At 64.7% G+C, this 22,942-nt stretch carries 20 protein-coding genes; 4 read left to right on the top strand and 16 right to left on the bottom strand.

All coding sequences use genetic code 11. From position 1 onward, the window contains the following. Positions 1-6: 6 nt before the first annotated feature. The 7 genes from ACIGJG_RS30270 to ACIGJG_RS30240 form a co-directional block, all read right to left on the bottom strand. Positions 7-699 carry an EthD family reductase gene (locus ACIGJG_RS30270; RefSeq protein ID WP_220630430.1) on the bottom strand — a complete coding sequence of 231 codons (693 nt, stop codon included), beginning with the start codon at positions 697-699 and terminating at the stop codon, positions 7-9. After that, positions 696-1,529, bottom strand: a complete 834-nt coding sequence (locus ACIGJG_RS30265; protein WP_011299976.1) for an SDR family NAD(P)-dependent oxidoreductase — start codon at positions 1,527-1,529, stop codon at positions 696-698. Before ACIGJG_RS30265 ends, ACIGJG_RS30270 begins: the two co-directional genes overlap by 4 nt. Before the next feature lie 28 nt (positions 1,530-1,557). Continuing rightward, a complete protein-coding gene (locus ACIGJG_RS30260) occupies positions 1,558-2,577 on the bottom strand; it encodes an NADP-dependent oxidoreductase (protein WP_220630429.1) in 1,020 nt (339 codons plus the stop codon). 72 nt (positions 2,578-2,649) lie between these two features. Continuing rightward, positions 2,650-3,897: a serine hydrolase domain-containing protein gene (locus ACIGJG_RS30255; RefSeq protein WP_220630428.1), complete on the bottom strand. Its 1,248-nt coding sequence runs from the start codon at positions 3,895-3,897 to the stop codon at positions 2,650-2,652. A gap of 266 nt (positions 3,898-4,163) precedes the next feature. Beyond that, complete coding sequence (locus tag ACIGJG_RS30250) at positions 4,164-5,141, bottom strand: Bug family tripartite tricarboxylate transporter substrate binding protein (RefSeq protein WP_011299979.1); 978 nt, start codon at positions 5,139-5,141, stop codon at positions 4,164-4,166. Between the two features lie 201 nt (positions 5,142-5,342). Further along, on the bottom strand, positions 5,343-6,509 hold the full coding sequence (locus ACIGJG_RS30245; RefSeq protein ID WP_011299980.1) for a porin: 1,167 nt from the start codon (positions 6,507-6,509) through the stop codon (positions 5,343-5,345). 212 nt (positions 6,510-6,721) lie between these two features. Beyond that, positions 6,722-7,699 carry an NAD-dependent epimerase/dehydratase family protein gene (locus tag ACIGJG_RS30240; protein WP_011299981.1) on the bottom strand — a complete coding sequence of 326 codons (978 nt, stop codon included), beginning with the start codon at positions 7,697-7,699 and terminating at the stop codon, positions 6,722-6,724. 570 nt (positions 7,700-8,269) lie between these two features. Between ACIGJG_RS30240 and ACIGJG_RS30235 the strand changes: the two genes are divergently transcribed. Beyond that, a complete protein-coding gene (locus ACIGJG_RS30235) occupies positions 8,270-9,469 on the top strand; it encodes an acyl-CoA dehydrogenase family protein (protein ID WP_483673658.1) in 1,200 nt (399 codons plus the stop codon). Between the two features lie 53 nt (positions 9,470-9,522). On the opposite strand, the gene ACIGJG_RS30230 is transcribed toward ACIGJG_RS30235, so the two are convergent. From ACIGJG_RS30230 to ACIGJG_RS30215, 4 genes are all read right to left on the bottom strand, one after another. Further along, positions 9,523-10,944 carry an aldehyde dehydrogenase family protein gene (locus ACIGJG_RS30230; RefSeq protein ID WP_483673657.1) on the bottom strand — a complete coding sequence of 474 codons (1,422 nt, stop codon included), beginning with the start codon at positions 10,942-10,944 and terminating at the stop codon, positions 9,523-9,525. 61 nt (positions 10,945-11,005) lie between these two features. Then, the gene (locus tag ACIGJG_RS30225; RefSeq protein ID WP_220630427.1) at positions 11,006-11,992 is read right to left on the bottom strand and encodes a Bug family tripartite tricarboxylate transporter substrate binding protein; all 987 of its coding nucleotides are present in this window, start codon (positions 11,990-11,992) and stop codon (positions 11,006-11,008) included. A 534-nt stretch (positions 11,993-12,526) separates the two neighbouring features. Then, the gene (locus ACIGJG_RS30220; protein WP_140949225.1) at positions 12,527-13,681 is read right to left on the bottom strand and encodes a porin; all 1,155 of its coding nucleotides are present in this window, start codon (positions 13,679-13,681) and stop codon (positions 12,527-12,529) included. 396 nt (positions 13,682-14,077) lie between these two features. Continuing rightward, positions 14,078-14,410, bottom strand: a complete 333-nt coding sequence (locus ACIGJG_RS30215) for a hypothetical protein (protein ID WP_245001823.1) — start codon at positions 14,408-14,410, stop codon at positions 14,078-14,080. Positions 14,411-14,854: 444 nt separating this feature from the next. On the opposite strand from ACIGJG_RS30215, the gene ACIGJG_RS30210 reads away from it, so the two are divergent. Then, positions 14,855-15,874: a Bug family tripartite tricarboxylate transporter substrate binding protein gene (locus tag ACIGJG_RS30210; protein WP_011299987.1), complete on the top strand. Its 1,020-nt coding sequence runs from the start codon at positions 14,855-14,857 to the stop codon at positions 15,872-15,874. Positions 15,875-15,958: 84 nt separating this feature from the next. Here the strand turns inward: ACIGJG_RS30210 and ACIGJG_RS30205 are convergent, their stop codons facing one another. Next, on the bottom strand, positions 15,959-16,402 hold the full coding sequence (locus tag ACIGJG_RS30205) for a hypothetical protein (RefSeq protein WP_011299988.1): 444 nt from the start codon (positions 16,400-16,402) through the stop codon (positions 15,959-15,961). A gap of 484 nt (positions 16,403-16,886) precedes the next feature. On the opposite strand from ACIGJG_RS30205, the gene ACIGJG_RS30200 reads away from it, so the two are divergent. Together ACIGJG_RS30200 and phbB are read left to right on the top strand one after the other, a co-directional pair. After that, positions 16,887-17,444, top strand: coding sequence for a phasin family protein (locus ACIGJG_RS30200; protein WP_011299989.1), 558 nt, complete (start codon positions 16,887-16,889; stop codon positions 17,442-17,444). Between the two features lie 262 nt (positions 17,445-17,706). Then, on the top strand, positions 17,707-18,450 hold the full coding sequence (gene phbB / locus ACIGJG_RS30195) for an acetoacetyl-CoA reductase (RefSeq protein WP_041680141.1): 744 nt from the start codon (positions 17,707-17,709) through the stop codon (positions 18,448-18,450). 161 nt (positions 18,451-18,611) lie between these two features. Here phbB and ACIGJG_RS30190 read toward each other — a convergent pair whose 3' ends face one another. From ACIGJG_RS30190 to ACIGJG_RS30175, 4 genes are all read right to left on the bottom strand, one after another. Next, positions 18,612-19,352, bottom strand: coding sequence for an IclR family transcriptional regulator (locus ACIGJG_RS30190; protein WP_011299991.1), 741 nt, complete (start codon positions 19,350-19,352; stop codon positions 18,612-18,614). Positions 19,353-19,481: 129 nt separating this feature from the next. Then, a complete protein-coding gene (locus ACIGJG_RS30185) occupies positions 19,482-20,261 on the bottom strand; it encodes a citryl-CoA lyase (RefSeq protein WP_011299992.1) in 780 nt (259 codons plus the stop codon). Further along, the gene (locus ACIGJG_RS30180) at positions 20,255-22,390 is read right to left on the bottom strand and encodes an acetate--CoA ligase family protein (protein ID WP_011299993.1); all 2,136 of its coding nucleotides are present in this window, start codon (positions 22,388-22,390) and stop codon (positions 20,255-20,257) included. Before ACIGJG_RS30180 ends, ACIGJG_RS30185 begins: the two co-directional genes overlap by 7 nt. After that, on the bottom strand, positions 22,387-22,887 hold the full coding sequence (locus ACIGJG_RS30175; RefSeq protein WP_011299994.1) for a MaoC family dehydratase: 501 nt from the start codon (positions 22,885-22,887) through the stop codon (positions 22,387-22,389). The genes ACIGJG_RS30180 and ACIGJG_RS30175 overlap by 4 nt, the downstream gene beginning before the upstream one ends. Between the last annotated feature and the right edge of the window lie 55 nt (positions 22,888-22,942).

Below are 22,942 nucleotides of genomic sequence, written 5' to 3'. Positions count from 1 at the left end.
CGTTGCTCAGGCCATCTGCGGCCAGACAATGCGGTGCTCTGCTTCGATCGAGAGCGTTACGGCGGAGTCAGTATCGATGAAGTTCGCTTCGTCCGGCTTGACTGACTCGCGGAAGAGTGGGGAGCACACTGCAGCCTGCAGCGAGGCATCATCTTCGAACCAGATCTGCGCCGCGCCGTCGAAGTGGGTTGGGCCTTGATCATCGACAGCGGGCAGCATCGCACTCTGCACATAGCGGCGTAGTCCCGGCACCGATGCAGCCAGCGGCCCGTGCGTGCCGCGCCAGTAGCGCAGCATGTCTTCCCGGCTGAGATTCGACTTGCGCCGGAAAAAGGTCATCCGCTTCGGCAACGATTCCTCGCGGGCGATCGATGCGCCGGCGTGCACGACGTGATCCGTTGTCTGCAAACGCACGCAATGCTCCGGGTCGACCAGGTTGCCGGCGCCTGCCAGCGTCGACCTGGCATAGTCGGCGCTATGCAGCAGCGCATCGAGCGCGGCGGCATCATCGACCCAGATCTCGTCCACGGTATCGTAGCGCGCGACCTGGCCGGGGACGGCGCGGACGGTGCTCTGAACGTAGCGCCGGACACCCGGCAGGCCGGCTACCAGCGGCGCCTGAACGTCGCGCCAGTCGCGCAGGTACTCCCGGCGGTCCACGTCGGCGCGCCGCATGCTGAGGAAGATGAGGTGGATCATGTCGCGGCCATTCCGGTTGTGACGGCGGGCGCGCGCTCCAGCGCATCGAGAATCCGCGCGAATCGCGCCTCCAGGCGCGGCCGCATGCGCGTTGGCGTGAAAATGTAAAACTCGCCCGCGCGCATCGCCTCCAGCGTGTGGCTGGCCACCAGCTCTGGCGCCGTGCCAGTGGCCACTGCGGCCCTGAACGATTCGCTGGCATGGTTCGAGCGTTCGGCGATCGGCGTCTTCACCGGACCAGGACAAAGCACGGATACACCAATGCCGGTGCCGCGAAGCTCCTGCTCGAGTGCCTCGGAGAGGGCCACCACGCTGTATTTCGTGGCCGCGTAGGCGCCCATGGGGAAGTCGCCGTTCACCCATAAGCCTGCGCCCGATGCCGTGCTGACGAAATGCGCGGGCTCGCCGTGCCGGCGCAGCAGCGGCAGGAAATGGCGGATACCGTGAATGACGCCAAACACATTGATGCCGAACGCGCGCGTCCAGTCCTGCTCGGACAGAGACGCCAGTTCGCCGCTCATATCGATGCCAGCGTTATTGAAGACCAGATGGATGCGTCCGAGCGTCGCTTCGAACTCCGCCGCCGCGTCGCGCACGTCCGCATCGGAGGAAACGTCCAGCACGCGCGTGCAGATGCGCCGGCCGGTCGGTGCGAGGCGCTTGCGCGCGGCGTCAAGCCCGCGTGCGTCAATGTCGGCCAGCGCAAGGTCGGCACCGCGCGCTGCCAGTGCCTCGGCCAATGCCAGGCCGATGCCGGACGCGGCGCCGGTGATGATTGCCGTCTTGCCCTCGAAATCCTGAAGGCGCGGTCGGGAGTCAGATTGAGTCATGGAGATTGACAGGTGAGAGTCGCGGCATTTAGCCGATGACGGATTCCGGCGCCAGGCGCACAAGCTGCTTGCCGATGTTCTTGCCGGTAAACAAGCGGTTCAGCGCGGCCGGTGCCTGCTCGATGCCTTCGACAATGTCGACCCGATACTTGAGCTGGCCGTCCCTGACCCATTTCGCCATGACTTCCACGGCTTCGTGGAACCGAGAACGGTAGTCGGCAATGAGGAAGCCTTCGATGCGGGCGCGTTTCATGATGACATTGCGGAACATCTTCGGGCTCCACCAGTCGCCGCTCGCGTTGTAGGTGGAGATCATCCCGCACATCGCGATACGCGCTCCCGGGTTGATCAGCGCCAGCACGGCATCCATGGTTTCGCCGCCCACGTTCTCGAAATCGACGTCGATGCCGTCCGGACAGGCGGCGCGAAGATCGGCGAGCACGTTGCCGGCCTTGTAGTCGACACAGGCATCCAGGCCGAACTCTTCCCTGACGAGCCGGCACTTGTTCTGGCCGCCGGCAACGCCGACTACCCGGCAGCCGAGTATCTTGCCGATCTGGCCGGCGATCGAGCCGACGCCGCCTGCGGCGGCCGACACCACGATGGTCTCGCCAGCCTTGGGCCGGGCAATGTCAAGCATGCCGAAATAGGCGGTCATGCCGGAGTTGCCCAGCACGCTCGCATAGGCATGCAGCGGCAGGCCGTACTCCACCGGGACACGCCGGGCCGTCTTCGTGACCGAATACTCCTCCCACGCCATGCCACCTTCGACGATGTCACCGGCCTTGAAGTCCGGGTGATGGGACTCGGTCACCACGCCCATGGTGACGCCGCGCATCACCTCGCCAAGTGCCACCGGGGCCATGTACTGGTCGATCTCGCTCATCCACACGCGGTTGGTCGGTGCCACCATGAGATAGATGTTGCGCACCAGGATCTCGCCGTCGCCCGGTCGAGGCAGCGGTGCTTCCACGAGCTGCAGATCGTTGTCGCCGATATCGCCGACGGGGCGCTGCCTGAGGATCCAGCGCCGGTTCATGGTCTTCATGCTTGCTCCTCCAAAATTGGTACGTGGCGCCGTGTGCGTGCTGCACTGCCAGTCGCCGCAAAGCGTCGCCGCTCAGTCTTCCAGCGCGGCATATACGATGTTGCGCAAGAGGGACCGGTATCCGGTGCGCGTCGCCAGGTCGTTTTCCTGAAGCATCAGGATGGCGATCAGCTGCTCTTGCGGATCCGCCCAGAAATAGGTCCCGAGCGCGCCGCCCCAGTAAAAATCGCCGATGGAACCGGGTACCGGGCTCAAGCCCGATGCGGTGCGTACGCCCACTGCCAGGCCATGGCCCTGGCCGAGATCAGGCAATGGCGCGTTGATGCCGAGCCCGGTTGTCGAACCGCCAAATCGCGTGGACTGCGGAAGGTGGTTGCCAAGCATCAGTTCGACGGTCTTGCGTGAAAGCAGGCGCACGCCATCGAGCGCCCCGCCATTGAGCAGCATCTGGCAGAAGCGCGCATAGTCGCCGGCCGTGGACAGCAGGCCGGCGCCACCGGAATGCCAGCGCGGCGGGTGGTGTTCGTCGTAGTCGAACAGCGCGGTGGATTTTCCGGATGCGCCGGATGGCAGTGCCAGCCCGGCACCGTCCTGCCTGATCAGGTGGAAGCCCGTGGCATGCATGCGCAGCGGCTGCGTCACGCGCTCCGCGACGAAGCGGGCGAGGTCCATGCCCGAGACAATCTCGATGATGCGGCCCAGCACGTCGGTGGACATGCCATATTCGAATACCTCGCCCGGCTGGCATTGCAGCGGGATGGCCGCCAGCTTCGCGACCATCTCCGCATTGGTCTGTGCAGGGTCCATGAGGCCGCTTTCGCGATACTGACGCTGCACCAGCGAATCGCCGAACTGCCCGTAAGTCAGGCCGGACGTGTGCCGGAACAGGTCGTGAACGGTCATGGCGCGGCGCACGGGTTCGAGTGCGAGGCGGCGTTCGCCGGTATTCGCATCGACCGACTCGACGCCGACCTGGAGGCTGGCGAACTCGGGGATGTAGCGTTCGACCGGGTCGTTCAGGGACAGCCGGCCTTCTTCCATCAATATCAGCGCCGCCACGCCGACAATGGGCCGCGTCATCGCGGCAATGCGGAAGACCGAATGGCGCTGCATCGGGCGCGACGGCGTATCGGCTTGCTCGAAGCCAAACGCCTCGGACCAGGCGATCCGGCCCTTGCGCGCCACAAGCACGACTGCGCCGGGGATCTTGCGCCGGTCGACATCGGCATGGATCACCGATGAGATCGACTGCAACCGCCGGGTGGACAGTCCCACCTGTTCGGGGGAAGCCGCGTGTTCGAGGGCACGGGTGAGAGGCAATGCAGGCTCCTGCAGGATTCGGCAAATCGAGGAGGCTTGGCGCGATGCGCCGTGCCGGTATGTGTGCCGATTCTAGGCAGAGGGGCGGTCCGGTGAATGATCCCAGGGGGCTTTGCCGTGACCGTTGGGGACATCGCGCCAGCGGCTGGAGAGGGAAACCGGAGGAGAGGAGCGTTTGGCGAAGGTTGGGGAATTGCCCATCGTCGCGACGGACTGAAGCGTGCTCCGGCAGGCAGCAATGCCAATGCCGCCGGAGCCGCGGGCCGTCAGGGCTGGATGTTATAGGCCTTCACGATGGCAGCGTTGCGATCGTATTCGGTGCGCAAGGCCTGTCCAAGCTGGGCAGGGGTTTGCGGCGGCACGGTCTCGAAGCCGAGGCCGGTGATCCGTTCCTGCACCTTGGGCGTTGCGGCCGCCTTGTAGACCGCTGCCTGGATCTTCTGCACCACGTCTGCCGGCACCTTTGACGAGACAAACACACCCGCCCAGTTGTTGAAGTCAATGTCGGGATAGCCCAGCTCGGCAAACGTCGGCACCTGCGGCAGCAGCGGTGAACGCTGTTTCGCGGCCAGCGCGTAGGCCTGCAGCTTGCCGGCCTTGATCATCGGCAGCGAGGTCACCATGCCGTCGTACATCACGGCAATCTGTCCGCCCATGACCTGTGTCAGCGCGGGCGGAGAGCCGGCAAACGGCACGTGCTGGAGATCCATGCCTGCCTTCTGGTTCATGATCAGGCCGGCGTAATGGGCGACCGTTCCCGAGCTGTAGGAAGCAAAACTGAGCTGGCCCGAATGGGCCTTCACATAGCTGACCAGGCTCGGCAGATCCTTGGCCGGCAGGCTCGGCGACCCGACCAGCACGAGCGTCGACCTGGCCACCGCGGCCACAGGCTTCACATCCTTCATCGGATCGAAGGAGACCTTCATCACATGGGGGATCTCCGTGAGCACATTGGTGGTCGACACCAGGATGGTCTGCCCGTCTGCCGGCGCCGCCAGCAAGGTGTTGATCGCAATGCCGCCGCCGGCGCCCGGCTTGTTGTCGACCACCACGGGCTGGCCCAGTTCGGTGGTGAGCGCTTCGGACAGCACGCGTGCCAGCACATCCATGGTGCCACCGGCAGGTGCAGGGATCAGTACCCGGACCGGCTTGTTGGTCCATGCCATGGCGACGGGCATGGACAGGGCCAGGACAGCGCAAACGGCGGCGTGGTGCACGCGGGTCAGGGCAGGGCGAATCGGCATAGTTGTCTCCCCGGTTATGGGTATGGGCTGGAGTTGGGTGCCATGGACGACGGAAGTCGTGCCAGAAGTATGGGCGGTCGATGCAAAGCCCCTTAACATTCGGGGGCAAATATTTGACATTTCGGGACAGTTAGGGAAAGCCCAATGTAAGCGGGCCTGGCTCGCGCAAGCAAGTCGGCCCGCACCCGTGTCCGCGGCTCGTCAGAACTTGTGGCGGATGCCCAATGACACGCCGAGCATATTGCTCTGGCCATTGGCCAGCACGTAGTTGTTGCCCAGCGACAGGCTGTTGGCGTACACCGTGGCCAGCGACTCCATCATCAGCCCGGCATTCTTGGCATAGGCGGTGGACAGGTAGAGGTCGGTGCGCTTGGAGAACGCATAGTTGGCAATCAGGGCGATCTGCCACGGGTTGGCGACGTGGGTATCGCCATACAGGCTCTTGACGTTGTCGTAGTTGTATTCCAGCGTCAGGCCGATGGCCGGGGTGACCTGGTAGTTCGCGCCGATCCAGTAGAAGTCGTCACGCTGGATGACGACATCCGCCGCGTTCTTGTTCTGGCCCCAGCGGTAGCCGCCCATGATCTTCGCCAGGCTGCCGAAGGTGTAGCTGCCGCCGACCGCGGCTTTCCTGACGGTGCCGCTGCTGGTGCCGATGGTCGGATTCCACTGGTCGTAGCCGACCGTGACGCCAAATGCACCGCCCTGGTAGGCCACGGCTGCGCCGTAGGCGCTGTCGCGGCGTGCCTGGCCCGGGTTTTCGCCGTTGCCGCCGATCGGCGTGGCGATGCCGACCGTCTGCGGCAGCGCCAGGCCCACGCCGAAGGAGTAGTGCGCAAGCGCCGTGACAGGGCCGAACTGGCCGGTGTACTTGACGGTGTTGTCCTGGCGGAAGTTCGGGCCGGTCATCAGCACCGTCGGCTCATACTGCGTGGCATAGGCGGCCGGCGCGAAATTGGCCAGCGCCTCGAACATGGACGCGTACTGGCGGCCCAAGCTGAGCTGGCCGATGCCCGCCTGCTGCAGGCCCACGAAGGCCTGGCGCCCGAACATGCGTCCGCCTTGCTGCAGGGTGCCGGTATCGACGTTGAAGCCGTTCTCCAGCACGAACAAGGCCTTCAGTCCATTGCCAAGGTCTTCCGTCCCGCGGATACCCCAGCGGGAACCGGAGAAGCCGCCCGCGTTCATGCGGTAGACGTCATTGGACGGGCCGCGGTTGAACTGGTTGGCGGCACTCGGAATCGCGCCGACGTGGTTGACATATTCCAGGTTGACGTCGGCGACACCGTACAGCGTGACGCTCGACTGCGCGAGGGCGCCGCCCGAACAGGCGAGCAATGCGGCCACGGCCATGCTCCTGAGCTTCATGGACAAATCTCCTCCTTGTTGTTTTCTGGTCTGTGATGCGGGTGTTTCGTTGAAAGGGGTATCTGAGCCTGCGCGAGTATCCGGAATCGGGCGTGGCAAGGCGTGACCCTCCGGGACAACCTTGATGCCCTTCGGGACAGTTCGGGAAAACGAGGGGATGCGTCGGGAGATGCGCAGATCCGCGGCGCGGCAGTACTGCCGCCATCAACGGATCAGGTGTCGCGGATTTCGCCGCTGGCGATCCTGCTGCGAAAGAGCCTGAAGGTCTCGCCCACGGCTTCGCGCAGCGGTGTGCGGGGCAGCGGACCAATCACGTTCTCGAGCGCGGTCGCGTCGTAGTCTTCCGGAAGCCCGAGCGATGCCCCGTCGAACGTGATCGTTCCGCGCGCCTGCGGAATGACCGACTCGATCGTCTCGACGATCTCGCCCATGTCCGCGACGCTGCCATGCATATTGAAGACGTCCGCACCGCGATAGCCCGAACGTGCGCAAGCGATGAACATGCGCGCAAGGTCGTCGGCATAGTGGATCTGGCTGCGGCCGCTGTACGGAATATGGAAAGGGCGTCCGAGCGCTGCCGCCAGGACTGCCTGCGTGGGGGCCGCAGTCAGTCCATAGTCTCTTCCGGCGCCAAAAACCGTCGCCGGGCGAAGGCCGATGCTGGACACCCCTCTGTCCTGGTAATACACGCGCGCCATGCCCTCTTCGGCTTGCTTGAACACACCGTATAGGGTTGTCGGATGCCCGGCTGTGTGGTGCTGGATGGCTGCATCGTTGGCCGCGTCGCCGTTGTCGTACACCGCAATCGATGACGCATACACGATGCGAGGAATTCGCTCCACGCGCCGCGCTACGGCCTCGAACAGATTCACGCCGCCGAGCACGTTGACGCGGGCGCCAAGCGGTGGATCGCTCTTGAACCTTGGATGGATCAGTGCGGCCAGGTGAATGACATGCGTAATGCGATGGTGATCGAGCGTTGCCTCCAGCAAGCTCAGGTCCGTGATGTCGCCCCGAACCATTTCCACGCGCGACCGTTGTGCGTCGTCCATCAGCAGGCGCAGGCGTCGCACGTCATTGTCTGCGTCGAAGGCAACGACTGGCACGCCCTCGTTTGCGAGCCGGCGAACCGTCCATGCGCCGATACACCCCAATGCCCCGGTTACCAGAAATCGTTCAGAGTCCGCCATAGCTGCCAGTCACCGTTTGCGGGCAACGCAGTGTGCCCGGATTGAACTGTCAGCAGTGTAGTAAGGGGATTTGGATTGAGGTTGACGTGGTGGGGCGTGGGTGTGACTGGTGGGGACAATGGGAGGGGGGATTGGTGAGGGCCGGGTATCGTTCCTGGCAAACTACGCCACCCCGCTATTCCGGCAAGAAAACAAAGAAAAAAGCGCCCCGAAACCCTTCCGGAGCGCCAAGACCCACAAGTCGAGCAGACCCGCGGGGTGGAGACCGTGACGCCATGGCAAGCCCGATTGCAGTCATGCCACACGCCACAATGGCGGAAGCGATTTCGCCATTGCCGATAGTGTCGTCGCGCTGGCCAATTAAGGGACCACTCGAATCGGGTGGAATTTCGTATCACCAGAACATATGGGACATCGCCCGATGGCCCGCAACCAACGCATTGCTTCAAACCTGGCGGCACCTATCGCCACCAGTGGTGGGGGGCGCCGCGACCATCCCCAGCACTTAAGGTGTCACCATCCGGCAAGCCGCGTCCGCGGCGCCGCCACGCCAGATGGAGAGCGAATCAGATGGACTTCCGACCCGACCCCAACCTCGCCGAGTTCCGCCAGCAGGTGCGTGACTTCCTGCGCGAACACATGCCGGCCGACATGCCGCGCCGCGCGCATGGCATGCGTTCGCCGCGCGATACGCTGATGCAGTGGCAGCGCGTGCTCAATACGCATGGCTGGGGCGCGCCTTACTGGGCGGCCGAACACGGCGGCACGGGCTGGACCGTGGCACAGCGGCTGGCCTTCGACGAGGAGTGTGCGCTGGCCGGAACGCCGTCGCAGGATGCCTTTGCGCAGAAACTTGTCGGGCCGGTGCTGAACCACTTCGGCACGCCGGCGCAGAAGGACGAGCATGTCGGCGCCATCCTGCGCGGCGAGCGCCTGTGGTGCCAGGGCTTCTCCGAGCCGGGATCGGGTTCGGACCTGGCGTCGCTGCGTACGCAGGCCGTGCACGATGGCGACCACTACGTCATCAATGGCCAGAAGATCTGGACCAGCTACGGCCACCAGGCCGACTGGATCTTCCTGCTGGTGCGTACCGGCAGCGGCGAGAAGAAGCAGGCCGGCATCACGTTCATCCTGGTGGACATGAAAACGCCCGGCATCACCGTGCGCCCGATCATCAGCATCGACGGCTGCCACCACCTGAACGAGACCTTCTTCGACAACGTGCGCGTGCCCGTCGAAAACCTGATCGGCGAGGAAGGCGGCGGCTGGAAGATCACCAAGTTCCTGCTGAACAACGAGCACGCGACCACGGCCGACCTGCCTACGCTGCGCCGCCTGCAACGCCAGCTCCGCGCATTCGCTGCAGCGCCGGCCGCGGGCAGCACGCTGGGTGAGCAGCCCCAGTTCGCACTGCGGCTGGCGCGCTATGAGGCCGAGCTGGAAGCGATCGCGGTCATGGTGCAGCGAGTCGCGGCGATGGAGCAAGCCGGTGACCACAGCCCGGCTGCGCACGCGTTGGGATCGATGCTGAAGATCCGTGGTACCGAGCTGCAGCAGCAGATGGGGCAGTTTGCTGTGGAGAGCATGGGCGACTATGGTCCGGTGTCGTATCCGTCGAGCCACGATGGCCACGCCGGCGAGCCGCTGCCGATGCAGGACGTGATGCAGGATATTGCGACGGAGGCCTTCTTCCGCCGTGCCACCACGATCTACGGCGGCACCAGCGAGATCCAGCGCGGCATCATCGCCAAGACGAAGTTCCGGCTCTGATCGCCACGCGGTAATCTGCGCCGTCCCTTGAATGGGACGGCGCGTTGGGCCTCTTACAGGCTGATCGCCTTCCACTCCAGGAACTCGACCAGTCCTTCAGCACCAAACTCCCGGCCATTGCCCGAGCGCTTGACGCCACCGAACGGTGCGGTCAGGTCCGCCGGCGCGAAATTGACGCGCACGGTGCCCGCACGCAGCCTCGCTGCCACGCGGCGCGCACGTTCCGCATCGCCTGACGCGACATAGGCGGCCAGTCCATAGACGGTGTCGTTGGCGATGGCGATGGCGTCTTCCTCGCCGTCATAAGGAATCACGCAGAGCACGGGGCCGAAGATCTCCTCGCGCGCCACGGTCATGCTGTTGTGGACGTCGGCGAACACCGTCGGCCGGACATAGAAGCCGCGTTCGATGCCGTCGGGGCGGCCCGGGCCGCCCGCGATCACGCGCGCGCCTTCCTCGATGCCGATGCCGATCATCTGCTGCACCTTCTCGAACTGCGCGCGGTTGGACAGTGGGCCGATCTTGGTGGCCGGGTCAGCAGGGTCGCCGACCTGCAGCGCGCCCGCCGTGGCCGCGGCAATGGCGAGCGCCTCGTCGTAGCGCGTGCGCGATACCAGCAGGCGCGTCGGCGCCACGCAGACCTGGCCCGTGTTGACCATGCACTGCGCCACTGCGGTGGTGACGGCGGTCTTCATGTCGGCATCGTCGAGCACCACCAGCGGCGACTTGCCACCGAGTTCCTGTGCGACGCGCTTGACTGTGGGCGCGGCATTCTTCGCCACTTCGACGCCGGCGCGCGTGGAGCCGGTGATCGACACCATGTCGACATCGGGATGCGACGACAGCGCCGCGCCGACCGAAGGCCCGTCACCGAAGATCATGTTGAACACGCCCAGCGGCGTGCCGGCCGCGTGCATGATCTCGGCGAAGATCACCGCGTCGAGCGGCGCGATTTCCGAAGGCTTGAGCACCACCGTGCAGCCGGCAGCCAGCGCGGGCGCAACCTTGGCCGCGATCTGGTTCAGCGGCACGTTCCACGGCGTGATCAGCGCCGCTACGCCGACCGGCTCGCGGCGCAGCCAGGTCTTGCCATGCGTGGTCTCGAAGGCAAAGTTGCGCAGGACTTCGAGCGTGTTCTGGATATGCACGAGCCCGATCGGCGCCTGCATGGCGTTGCACAGCGTGACCGGCGCGCCCATTTCGAGCCGCACGGCTTCGGCCAGCTCTGGCACGCGTGCGCGGTATTGCTCGGCGATGCGTTCAAGCAGTGCGATGCGTTCCTCGCGCGTGCTCTGCGACCACGTGCCAAAGGCATCGCGCGCGGCCGCGACCGCGCGATCGGCGTCTGCCGTGGTGCCCATGGCGAGCCGCGCGACCGGCGCTTCGGTGGCGGGGTTGATCACATCGACCAGCGTGCTGCCGGCAGCTGGCGTCACCCATTCTCCCTGGATGTAGAAGCGGTCCAGCGTCTTCATATATCGGTTCTCCGGCGATTCATTGTTGCCCTGTGGGGCCAGGATTGATTGGTGTTCCTGTTCATTCGGGCTGGATGCCGGCCACCGTGATCATCTGCTTCCAGCCCTGCTGGTCGGCCACGATGTTCTTGCGCAGTTCGGCGCCATCGGCGGGATAGGCCGCGCTGCCGCGTGCCTGGTAGTGCGCCATGGCCTCGGGTGTGGACGTGAACTGCAAGGCAAGCCGGGTCAGCTTGTCGACGATGGGCTTGGGCGTGCCGGCCGGAGCGAACAGGCCGACCCAGGTGTTGAGCGAATAGCGCTCCAGGCCGAGTTCGCGCAGCGTCGGCACATCCTTGAGCTGCGCCAGGCGGTTCGGGCCGGTAATGGCCAGCGCGCGCAGCTTGCCGCTCTGCACGTGCGGGATGATGGCCGACACTTCAACGCCGCCGTAGTCGACCATGCCGCCCATGACATCGGTCATCATCGCGCTGGCGGCCTTGTAGGGCACGCTCACGGACTGGATTTTTGCCGCATCGTTGAACGCGGTCAGGATGACGCGGTAGCCCGTGCTGGACGTAGCAAAGTTCAGCTTGCCGGGATTCGCGCGCGCGGCCGCGATCAGTTCGCCGGCGGTGTGGTAGGGCGAGTTGCCCGGCACGATCACGGCAATGGGCAGCACCGACAGGCGCGCCACGGGGACGAAGTCCTTCATCGGGTCATACGGCAGCCTGCGGAACAGGAATGGGTTGGCAGCCATGGCGCCGGAGCCAGACAGCAGCAGCGTGTAGCCGTCCGGCGCAGCCTTGGACACATAGTCGGTGGCTACGACCATGTTGCCACCCGGCCGGTTTTCGACAACGAAGCTTTGGCCGAGCTTGTCGGACAGGTACTTGGCCAGCAGGCGCGTGTAGTCGTCGATGCCGGTCCCGGCACTGGTGACCGAAACGATCTTCACGGGGCGCTCAGGGTAATCGCCGGCCTTGACAGGCGCGGCGATGGCGAGCGCGGCAAGCGTGGCGAGGGCAGGGCACAGCAGCCGCAGCGCGCGGCGTTTGAACATCAGCATGGTCAGTCTCCTTCTTTGTCGTCTTGAAATTGCCGGGCGGTAGGGCCCGGTCGTGCCGGCACTTGCTCCTTGGGCACAACCCCGCGCCGAGGCGCGGGGTTGTGCTTTTCCGGATGATTGCTTTGGCGTGCGAAAGCGGCACACCCCGACGGGGGTGGGCGAGGGCGGAAATACGGGGAGGGGCGAACGTATCCGTTTCGGATGAAGCGGCTGTTTTGGAGAGCGCGGGAAAAACGGAGGAAAAACGGGGCTTACTGAAGGGGCAAAACGCCGCTTACCGGCTTCAGCGGCTCTCGCGGGCGCGATGTGCGCCACCGTTTCACGTCGTTCAGCAAGGTCATTAAGCGCCGAGCCTATGGCTACCGTGACGAGGAGTACTTCTTCCTGAAGATTAAGGCGGCCTTCTCCGGAATTCCTCGTTGAACCAAAAAAAATGCCGCAGGCCATAAGCCTGCGGCATCCGTCACACCAGACGAAGCGCGTGCAGCCGGACCGGCCGCGCGGAACGCCTTCATTTGCCCTGCCAAGCCCCCATCAGAAGATATGCCGAATCCCCGTGATCACCCCCAGCATGCCTTTCTGACCCGCCATGGACGGATAGTTGAACGCATAGGCCGTCGCTGCACTGTCAAAGCTCAGGCTGCCATTGCGCGCGTAGCCGACGGAGAAATAGACGTCGGTGCGCTTGCTGAAGTTGTAGTCCGCCAGGAATGTGTACTGCTGCATGTTCGGCGGATTTGAGGAAGCGGCCGTGGGCGTGGCCGCGGTCTTCTTGACGTCTGCGTAGAAGTAGGCCAGCGACAGGCCGAGGGCTGGCGTGACCTGGTAGTTGACGCCGGCCCAGTAGTAGTCATCGCGCAGGAAGGTATTGCCGTTCGGGAAGTCGGCCTTGTTCCAACGGTAGCCGGCCGACAGCTTGAACGGCCCCGTGGTATAGCTGCCGCCGATCGAAGCCTTGCGCACCTTCGCGGTCTGGCCGGGCGTGAGCGCGGGGTTCCATTGGTCATAGCCGATGCCAAGGCCGAACGTGCCGTCCAGGTACATGACCGACGCACCGTATGCGGTGTTGTCCTTGCCATGCGCCGGATCTTCTCCCGCACCGCCGTTAGCGAGCAGGTTGCCGGACGACAATGCCGGTACACCAGTACCGAACGAGTAGTGGGCCACCGCCTGCACATTGCCGAACTGGCCGGTGTACTTGGCCATGTTGCTTTCGCGGTAGTTCACGCCCATCCACCAGATGCCCGGCTCGTACGTGGCTGCAAAGCGCAGCGGCGAGAAGTTCACGAGGCCATCCAGCAAGCTGGTGGTCTGGCGACCGAAGGTGATTTGCCCCAGGTCGTTCTTTTTCAGTCCCACCGTCGCGATGCGACCGAACAGCCCGCTGGAAGGCATGGTACCGGTATCCGGCATGAACGCGCCTTCCAGGACAAAGGTTGCCTGCAGGCCGCTGCCAAGATCTTCCGTGCCGCGCATGCCCCAGCGCGACGCGGACAGGCCGCCAATGCTCGGCATGCCGATACGCGACCCGCCCGTATTCGGGCTTGCAGCGGATGTGGCGACGCGGTTCACATACTCGATCGGGGCGTCGATCACACCGTAGAGCGTGACGTTGTTCGCCGCGTGCGCGGCGCCGTTCCATGCCGACAATGCTCCCAGTACCGCCACTGCGCACAGTTTATGTTTCATGTGCTGCCATCTCCTCCGTCGTTGTTTGTGCTGCCCGTGCCGTGCACCGTGGTACCCCGGCCGGGGAAAGTTCTTCGCGCACCGGTTGTGCGTATTTGCAAGGAAAGCATGGTTGCCGCTGTGCTCCGCTCCCCGTCTCGGGGTGGTGTTTTGCCTCGGCAGGAGTGAAACAACCCGAACGGGACATCTGCGCATCAAGCGGTTGCCCACCCCTTGTGGCGGACATTCCGGCGTAGCTGGCGCCGGCGCGCGGATGGCGCGGCTCCCCCCCCATCGATACAGATGCCATACCGCTTCATGCGCAACACGCCTGGTGGCAACTGAAGTGGAACTCGCAGGGATCGGGGGGATTGGGAGCCGGAGTGCAAAGCCGTGGCGTAGGCGCCACAGCCGCGATCAGTTGTGGGGCATGAGCCAGGTGCTGCCATGGCTGCGGCGCGCGGATTGCATGCGGCGGTGCGCGGCCCAGAACAGCACGCGCAGCGGAAAACCCAGACTGCCGCTCATGACTTGCCGGCAATGCTCCGCTTCCAGTTCCATCGGCAATCCGAGTTCGGCCGCGCACGCGTAGCAGACGATGCGCATGCGGGCGTCGTCGCATTGCATGCGGCTGTCCAGCAGCGCGCGCAGCGTATCCACGTAGGACGGCGTGTTCGTGGCACGCGCGGATTCGCGCGCGCAGCGCTGCAACTGGCGGCTGAACTGGCGGACCTCCTGAAGCAGATCCATGAGCCGCTCCATCGGTGCGATGGCGTGCGCGGTGGCACGGGTGGCGGGCTGCCTTTGCCCGCGGGCGGTTTGAGGTTGGGATGTTGTTTGTCGAGCCTGCATCGTGTCGCGTTCTGAAAGGGCTGCGCATTGGGCAAGGGCTGCCCGCGTCATGGTGGAAACCAGTTTCACGCCGGCACGCACAAATTGCCCCCACTCGACCAAGGGGGGTATGCAGCGAACCGGCCCACCCCGGTGGCGATAAGGCCCATTTTTTGCGAAACGGTGGTCAGGTTGCCGCCCCACTTAGGGGATGTTCTTATCTACGATATACAGTAGATATGTACGAAATAACGTAGAATAAATCGTCGTCGCCGGGACCGGTATACGTTCCGCGGTGAACCGAAGCACATATGGCTTCACAAGAGGCATAGCCGGCATCCCGGCCTACAGGAGACGCATTCCATGACCACGCTAATTACCCAGTTTCGAACCTTGCTTGCCCACGCGGCAGCGGCCGGCAGCGGCTTGCTGCTGACCTGCGGCACGCTGGCCGCGCTGGCGCCCGCTGCGCTCGCCGCACCGGCCTATCCGGCCAAACCTGTCACGCTGGTCGTGCCCGGGCCGCCCGGCGGGATTACCGACCAGATCGGGAGGCTGGTCGCGGCCAAGATGACCAGCGATTACGGCATGCGCGTGATCGTCGACAACCGCCCCGGTGCGGGCGGCAACCTGGCCACCGAGATCGCGGCGCGCGCGGAGCCTGACGGCTATACCGTACTGCTCGGCACGCAAGGCACGATGGCCAGCAACCAGTTCCTGTACAAGTCGCTGCGCTTCGATCCCGCAAAGGATTTCATCGCTGCACAGGCGCTGGTGTCGATTCCCAATCTGCTGGTCGTCAACGGCAAGCTGCCTTACCAGTCGGTCAGGGAGTTGGTGGCGTATGCCAAGGCGCACCCCGGCAAGTTGACGGTATCTTCGGCCGGGAACGGCACGGGCAGCCATTTGGCGGCCGAGTTGTTCCAGACGCTGGCCGGCGTGAAGCTTGTGCACGTGCCGTACAAGGGCAGCGCGCCGTCGATCAATGACTTGCTGGCCGGTCAGGTCGACCTGACCTTCGACTACCCTGTGTCGACCCTGACGCAGGTCCAGGCCGGCAAGCTGCGCGCGCTGGCCGTGACCGGCACGAGCCGGCTGCCCGCGCTGCCGCAGGTGCCGACGATTTCCGAGGCGGGCTATCCGGGTGCGGAATCCACCTCGTGGATCGGCCTGTTCTTCCCGGCACGCACGCCTGCCGCCGTCGTGGCGAAGTGGGAAGCCGACGTCGGGCGCATGGTCAAGGAACCGGCCACGGTTGAAGCCCTGCAGAAGATGGGGGGTGTACCGCTGCCGCTGAGCGGGGAGGCATTCCGTGCCTTCGTGCAGAGCGAGCGGACCAAGTGGAAGGGGACGATCGAACGCGCCGGCGCGACGCTGGACTGATCATTCAGGCCGGTCCCCGATCGGGCGGCCGGCGCATGGAAAGCCTATGCCGGCGCTCCCAGGGCGCCGGTTGCATTTCAAGCGCTACGCGCCTGCCGTCACAGCACGCGCAGAATCACGGGCTGGCATTGCCGCGCGGGTGCCCGCACGCGCCGCACGCGCAGCCCGGTCCTGCGCCATGCCGCAGTCCCCGAGCGACTGCGCCAGGAAATCTTCCATTTGAAGATGGAGGTCGGCACCGCGGGCCGTGAGCATGGCCCCCATTGCCTGTGCGGCGGGACTGTCGTGCTGCTGTGTCGCGGCAAGCGTCCGTGCGATCCCGGCCATGGCCTTCAGATCGGCTTCATAGCCCGCCAGGCGCAGCAGGAATGCGTGGCGCGTCGCCAGCGTCATGCCGCCGGCGCGGGCGCTGCCGGCAAGCGCGTGCAACTGGGCATCGAAGCGGCGCAGCGTGGGCAGGGTGTGGGCCAGGAACTGGCGGGCGTCTTCGTGGAAGCTGCGGGGTGCCGGGGCGGGCTGACAGGTCATGGAGAACTCTCCGGTGTTGCATGGCCGGCTGAAATCGGCCTTTTTGATGCCTACACCTTAAAGCCTTGCGGCAACGATAGCGCCCCCCGCAATCGGTGGGCCGGGCAGATTTTATAGGGTCCGCTTCATCGGGAACGCTATGTTCCGCCGTGGGAGGTATGGGGGGGCGGCAGCTTGGCCGCCAGTGCTCATGGCCGGGCTAGGCCCCTGAGACACGACGCTGCAGTCCTATCGATGCATTGCAACATTTTCACGTAAATATATGTAACATTTGGGCATGTTAAAGCACTTTTATTGTCAGCTTTTCAATACTTTTTGGGTATATACCTACGGATAAAATTAGAGGAATTACTCTAGGATTTGCACTCGAATGGTGCGAGGTAGGGATTGACGGCGCTGCCGATCCCGAAAACACCGCTTGGTGAGTAACGTTTGCTGCATGTTTGCGCAAAATCCGCCATTTCAAATCCACCGGAGATCACGGATGTTCCCCTCTACGCCAGATCAGGTTGTTGCAGCGCAAGAATCCAGCGTGGGCTACTGGTTCACGCTGACGAACATTGCGGTTGAAGGCCTCCAGCGATTGACCGAGCTGAACCTGCAGACCGCCAGGACAACGGTTGCAGACAGTCAGGACAATGTCCGGGCCTTGTTTGCCGGAAGGGACCTGCGCGATGTGTTTGCCGTGCAAGCCAACCTGGCGCAGCCCGCCGCCGAGAAGGCCATTGCCTATGCACGCAATGTGTACGAAATCGCATCGAACACGCAGGCGGAACTGACTAAGGCGGTCGAAGCCCGATACGAACAGCACAGCCGCAATATGCAGTCCTTCGTGGACACCTTCGTGAAGAACGCGCCGGCCGGGTCTGAAGCGATCACCGCGCTGCTGCAATCGAGCGTAGCAGCCGCCAGCAGCACCTATCAATCGATCCAGAGCGCAGCCAAGCAGACGGCTGAAGCCGCCGGGGCCAGGTTTGTCACGACCGCCCTAGCGGCTTCGGGCGCGGCACAGCAGGCGGGGGCCCGCGCGCCCCGGCAGTAACGGCGTAGCGCCGCTGGCGTGCAGGCCAGCGCGCCGAACAGAGATCGCAGGCTGGCAGAGCAGGGACCCCAGTGTCCCTGGCTTACCGCACCGCGACACCAACCTTCCCGCAACGGCAGACAAAGCGGCACCGGAATCATTCCGGCGACCCGCTTTTTGCCGTTTTGCGCGCATGCAACGGGAACTTGATCGGGACGACCAGGGGAACGCCTTAATCGGCAATCCAGGGGTTTTTCAACTTTACGAGAATGAAGCAGGCAGGATGACCAAGAAAATCGCACTGGTAACGGGTGGCATGGGCGGGCTGGGAGAAGCCATCAGCATCAAATTGCACGACGCAGGCCACGCCGTGGTGGTGACGCATTCGCCGGGCAATGCGAACGCACAGAACTGGCTTGCCGAGATGGCCGCCGCCGGCCGCGAGATGCGTGCGTACGAGGTCGACGTATCCGACTACGATGCCTGCCAGGCCTGCGCCGCGAAGATCATCGCTGACGTTGGCCGCGTGGACATCCTCGTGAACAACGCCGGCATTACCCGCGACATGGCCTTCAAGAAGATGGACAAGCCGAACTGGGATGCCGTGATGCGGACCAATCTCGACTCGGTTTTCAATCTCACCAAGCCGCTGTGCGAAGGCATGGTCGAACGCGGCTGGGGACGCATCATCAACATCTCTTCGGTCAACGGGTCCAAGGGCGCCTTCGGCCAGACCAACTATGCCGCCGCCAAGGCCGGCATGCACGGCTTCACCAAGTCGCTGGCGCTGGAAGTGGCAAGAAAGGGCGTGACGGTCAACACGGTTTCTCCGGGCTACCTTGCTACCAAAATGGTCAACGCCGTGCCCAAGGAAATCATGGATACCAAGATCCTGCCGCAGATTCCGGTTGGCCGCGTCGGCAAGCCGGAAGAAGTGGCTGCGCTGATTGCTTACCTGTGTTCGGAGGACGCGGCCTATGTGACCGGGTCCAATATCGCCATCAATGGCGGGCAGCACATGCAGTAAGGCGTGGTCGAGTGCCGGGCCGCCATGGCTCGGCCGGACCGCGTATAGCGTGCCGGCATTGCATGGCCTGGAAGGCTTCGTGACAAGCAAAGGGACGGCCCGGTATCACTCGTCACCCTTCACCCTTCACCCTTCACCCCTCACCCCTCACCCCTCACCCCTCACTCCTCGCTCATCAACGCATCCCGCACCTCGATCAGCGCCGCCAGATACGCGTCGTGGTTCTTCTTCATGCGCTCGGCAGGCCCCGCCAGCGAGATGCCGGCAGCCTGGCCACCCAGCCAGCCCGTCACCGCCAGACCGTGGACGCCCTCGCTGCCTTCTTCGTGCGCCTCGTACCATCCGCGTTTGCGGCCTTTGGCGACCTGGGCCATCAGCGTGTCGATGTCGACGACCGTATGCGCGGTGACGGCGCGCAGGCTGCTTTTGGCGAGTGTCTCGCGGGCCTCTTCGGGGGGCAGCAGGCCCAGCAGCCCCTTGCCGAGCGCGGACGCGTGCAGGGCGGCGCGGTAGCCGACTTCGATGATGTAGCGCAGGGGCAGGCGGCTGGCCTGGACGGCCATGACCTTGACCGCGGTCCCGTCGAGCACGCCGAAGAAGACGCTCTCGTTGGTCCTGGCGCTGACCTGCTCGATGGCTTCCTGCGCCACGGTGGTCAGCGGGTCGTTCTCGGCGATCTGCCGTGCGATTTCAGAAAGGCGACCCGTGGGATAGAAGCGCCGAGTGCGCGTCGTGCGCATCAGATAGCCCAGCGAATGCAGGGTGTGCAACAGGTCGGAGGTGCTGCTTTCCGGCAATGACAGCAGGCGTGCCATGTCGGAGTTGGACAGTTCGCGCTTTTCGCGCGCGAACACTTCGAACACCGCCATGGCTCGGCTGGCGGCAGGAATCATTGTGGGCATGCTTGGCAGAGGTGGTGGATTCAGCGGACAGTGGAACTATACGAAATTTCGTACGGCTCGGAAAGCCCGCGTCATCCGCCCACGCGCCTAAGGCGCCGCCGTGCAGCGGCGTCATAGGCGCCCGTCTCCTCAGGGCAGCACGTTGCGCGGATCTGCCTTCAGGACGAGCTGCCACGCTTCGCGCGCCATCGGATCCTGCTTTTCCTCGAGTACGTGGGCGAGCAGGCCTGCCGAGCGGCCCACCAGCGCCAGGCCGCGCGCGATCAGCGGGTCCAGGCCCATCGCGGCGACGATGGCGCCGATCGCGCCGACCACGTTCATCGGCAGCTTGCGCTTTTGCTCTTTGACCAGCACCTCGACGATCGCCTCCATCAGGCGCCAGTGCAGGCCGTAGTAGCCGTTCTGGCGCGACAGCTCGCGCAGCGCCGGCACGCGCGGGTCGCCATCGACGTGGATCGGATGGCCCACGCCGTAGACCTGCTGGCGGCTTTCCTTGTAGCGCTTGATCAGCGCGCGGGCGGTTTCCAGCAGCTGCTCGTCGGTGGCGTCATCGCTGAGTTCGCGCGTGCCTTCGTTGAGCATCTCGGTCGCATTCTGCATCGGGCCGAGGAATACGCTGCCCGCGCCGAGCAGGCCGGTGGCCACCGCGCCCTGCAGCGCTTCCGGCGCGCCGATGTAGGTCAGGCGGGCCGACAGCGAACTCGGCGTGATGCCGTGGTCGGCCGTGGTCACCAGCAAGGCGTTGACCATGACCTTCTCGCGCGGCGTGGGCAGGCGCGACAGCGTGGTGAAGAAGATCATGTCGACAAAATCGAACTTGCCGATGATCTCCGTGGCGAGGTTCAGGCCACGCACCATGATCGTGTCGGTGGTGGTGTAGCCGATTTCAGTCTTGACAGTCGTTACCATGTTGAAGGCTCCATGCCCTGAAACGAGAGGACGGCGTCCAGCGCAGCCACTCCCTGACCCTGCGGACGCACCGCGAGGGGGTTGATCTCCAGCTCTTCGATGCGCGCGGCATGCTTGCCCACGAAGTCGGACAGCTTCACCAGCATGTCGACGAGCGCGTCGATATCGAACGCCGGCTGGCCGCGATAGCCCTTGAGCAGTTCATAGCAGCGCGTCTCGGTGATCATCTCGCGCGCCGAGGCCGGCGTGAGCGGCAGCAGGCGGCGGCTCACATCCTTGAACAGCTCGATGCTGACGCCGCCCAGCCCGAACGTACACACGTGGCCGAACACCGGATCGCGGTGGATGCCCACCACGGCTTCCACGAACGGGGAGGGCAGCATCGGCTCCACCAGCACGCCGTCGATCTGCGCGGCGTCGCAGGCTTTCACGCCGTTGGCGTGGATTTCCTCATACGCGGCCATGGCCGCACCTTCGGATGCAATGCCCAGCCGCACGCCACCGATATCGGTCTTGTGCGTGATGGCCGCGCTCACGATTTTCATAACCGCTTTGCCATTGCCGACATTGCGGAACGCCTGCGCGGCCTCAGCCGGCGAGCGTGCCACCACGCCCTGCGGCGTCGGGACGCCGGCCTGTTCCAGCAGCGCCTTGGTCTTCGCTTCGGACAGGTTGGCAGTGGTCTCGGCGGTGCTCACGTCAGCCAGAGGACACCATTCGCGCTCGAACTTCGCTTTCCAGCGGCCGTATTCAATGAAGCGCTGGACAGCCAGCACGGCGTTGCCAACGGCGCGCATCGGCATCAGCCCGCCATCGATCATCTTGCGATGGCCTTCGCCGGTGCGGTCGCTCATCCAGACCGGCACGATCGGCGTGTTGGTTTCTTCCTGCTGCACGTGCACCATGCTGTCGGCCAGCATGGCCGTGGTCTTGCCGTACTCGACCGGGATCGGCACGAGCACCAGGTCGGTATTCGGGTCGGCGGCAGTGGCCTTGAGCGTGGCGTAGCTGACTTCGGTATTGACCAGTACTTCGGCCGTCACGTCGACCGGATTGGTGAACGCGGCGAAGCCGGGCAGGGCATTCCGGAGCGCTTCGATCGTGTGCGGCGCGAACTCGGACAGCTTGAGGCCGGCCAGGCCGACCATGTCGGACGCCAGCGCGGCGGTGCCGCCCGAGAAGCTGTACACGGCAAGCTGTTCCTTGCCGGTCGGCTTGCGGCGCGCGAGCAACGATGCCACGTCGATCAGTTCATCGATATCGTCGACTTCGATGATCCCGAGTTGGCTGAATACCGCGCTGTTGATCTCGGCCGAGCCAGCGATGGCGGCCGTGTGCGACTGCGCCGCCTTGGCGCCGTATTCCGACTTGCCGACCTTGATCGCGACGATGGGCTTGCCGCGTCGGGCCGCATGCAGTGCGGCCGCCATGAAGCGCGGGCCATTGCGCACGCCTTCGAGCGTGGTGACGATCACCTCGATATCGGGGGCGTCGGCCATGTAGTGGATGTAGTCGCTGACCTCGAGGTCGACTTCATTGCCGCCCGAGCACCACAGGCCCACACCCACGCCACGGTCCATCGCCTGGATGAACGAACGGCCCAGGCCGCCGCCCTGCGTGGCCACGCCGATCGGGCCCGGACGGCGGTCGATGCGCCAAGCCGGCGAGAATGTCAGGCCCAGGCGCGCGTTCATATTGTTCAGGCCGGGGCAGTTCGGACCATAGATGCGCATGCCGGTGCTGGCGACGATCTCGCGCATCTCGGCTTCCACCGCGCGGCCGTCTTCGCCGGTTTCACCAAAGCCCGACGTGAACACGATCGCGAACTTGATGCCCATCTCGCCGCAGTCGCGCAGCGTCTGGATGACCATGTCGGCGCGCACGGCCAGGATGGCCAGGTCCGGCGCTTCCTTCAGGTCCTTGACCGATGCCACGCACGGACGGCCGTGAATCTCGGTGCGGCCCGGGTTGACCAGCAGCAGTTCGCCCTTGAATTCGGAGAACGTGGTCAGGTTCTCGAGCGTGCGGCCGCCGATGCTGTCCGGCTTTTCGGACGCACCGACCAGCACGATCGAGTTCGGATTGACCAGCCGCGAGAGGTCGCTGAACCAGATGCCCTGGTTGCTCATTGCGCTTCTCCCGTCGGGCGGCGCTTGAACAGGCAGGTAGCGGCCATTTCCGCCACGACTTCGCCACGCTGGTTCACGGCCTTGCGCATGAAGGCAATGATGCCGCGGTCCGGGCGGCTCGTGGTCTTCTGCTCGACCACTTCGATGTCCACGCGGATGGTGTCGCCGATGAACGTCGGCTTCGGGAACTTCAGGCGGTTTTCCAGCACGCTGAACAGCGAGCCTTCGAAGAACTGGTTCGGGATCGAGCGCGAGGTCAGGCCGGCCATGAATGCTGCCACCAGCATGCCGTGCGCGATGCGCTGGCCGAAGATCGTGCCCTTGGCGTACTCGGCATCGACGTGCACCTTGTTGAAATCGCCGGTCAGCGCGGCAAACGCGGCCACATCGGCTTCGGTGATGGTGCGCGACGAGGTGCTGTAGGTCAGGCCGGGCGTCAGGTCTTCCCAGAAGAGCGTGGTGTTGGCGACTTGTTCGAGGATGGCGGGTTGGGTCATTGTGTGTCTCGGTGTTCGGTGCTTCTGTGGCTTTTCAGGGTTTCTCCCCTCTCCC

The sequence above is a fragment of the Cupriavidus sp. C1SS-2L genome, assembly GCF_057073735.1.
Note: the sequence above shows the minus strand (reverse complement) of the source record. Positions and strands in the feature narration are given on the sequence as shown.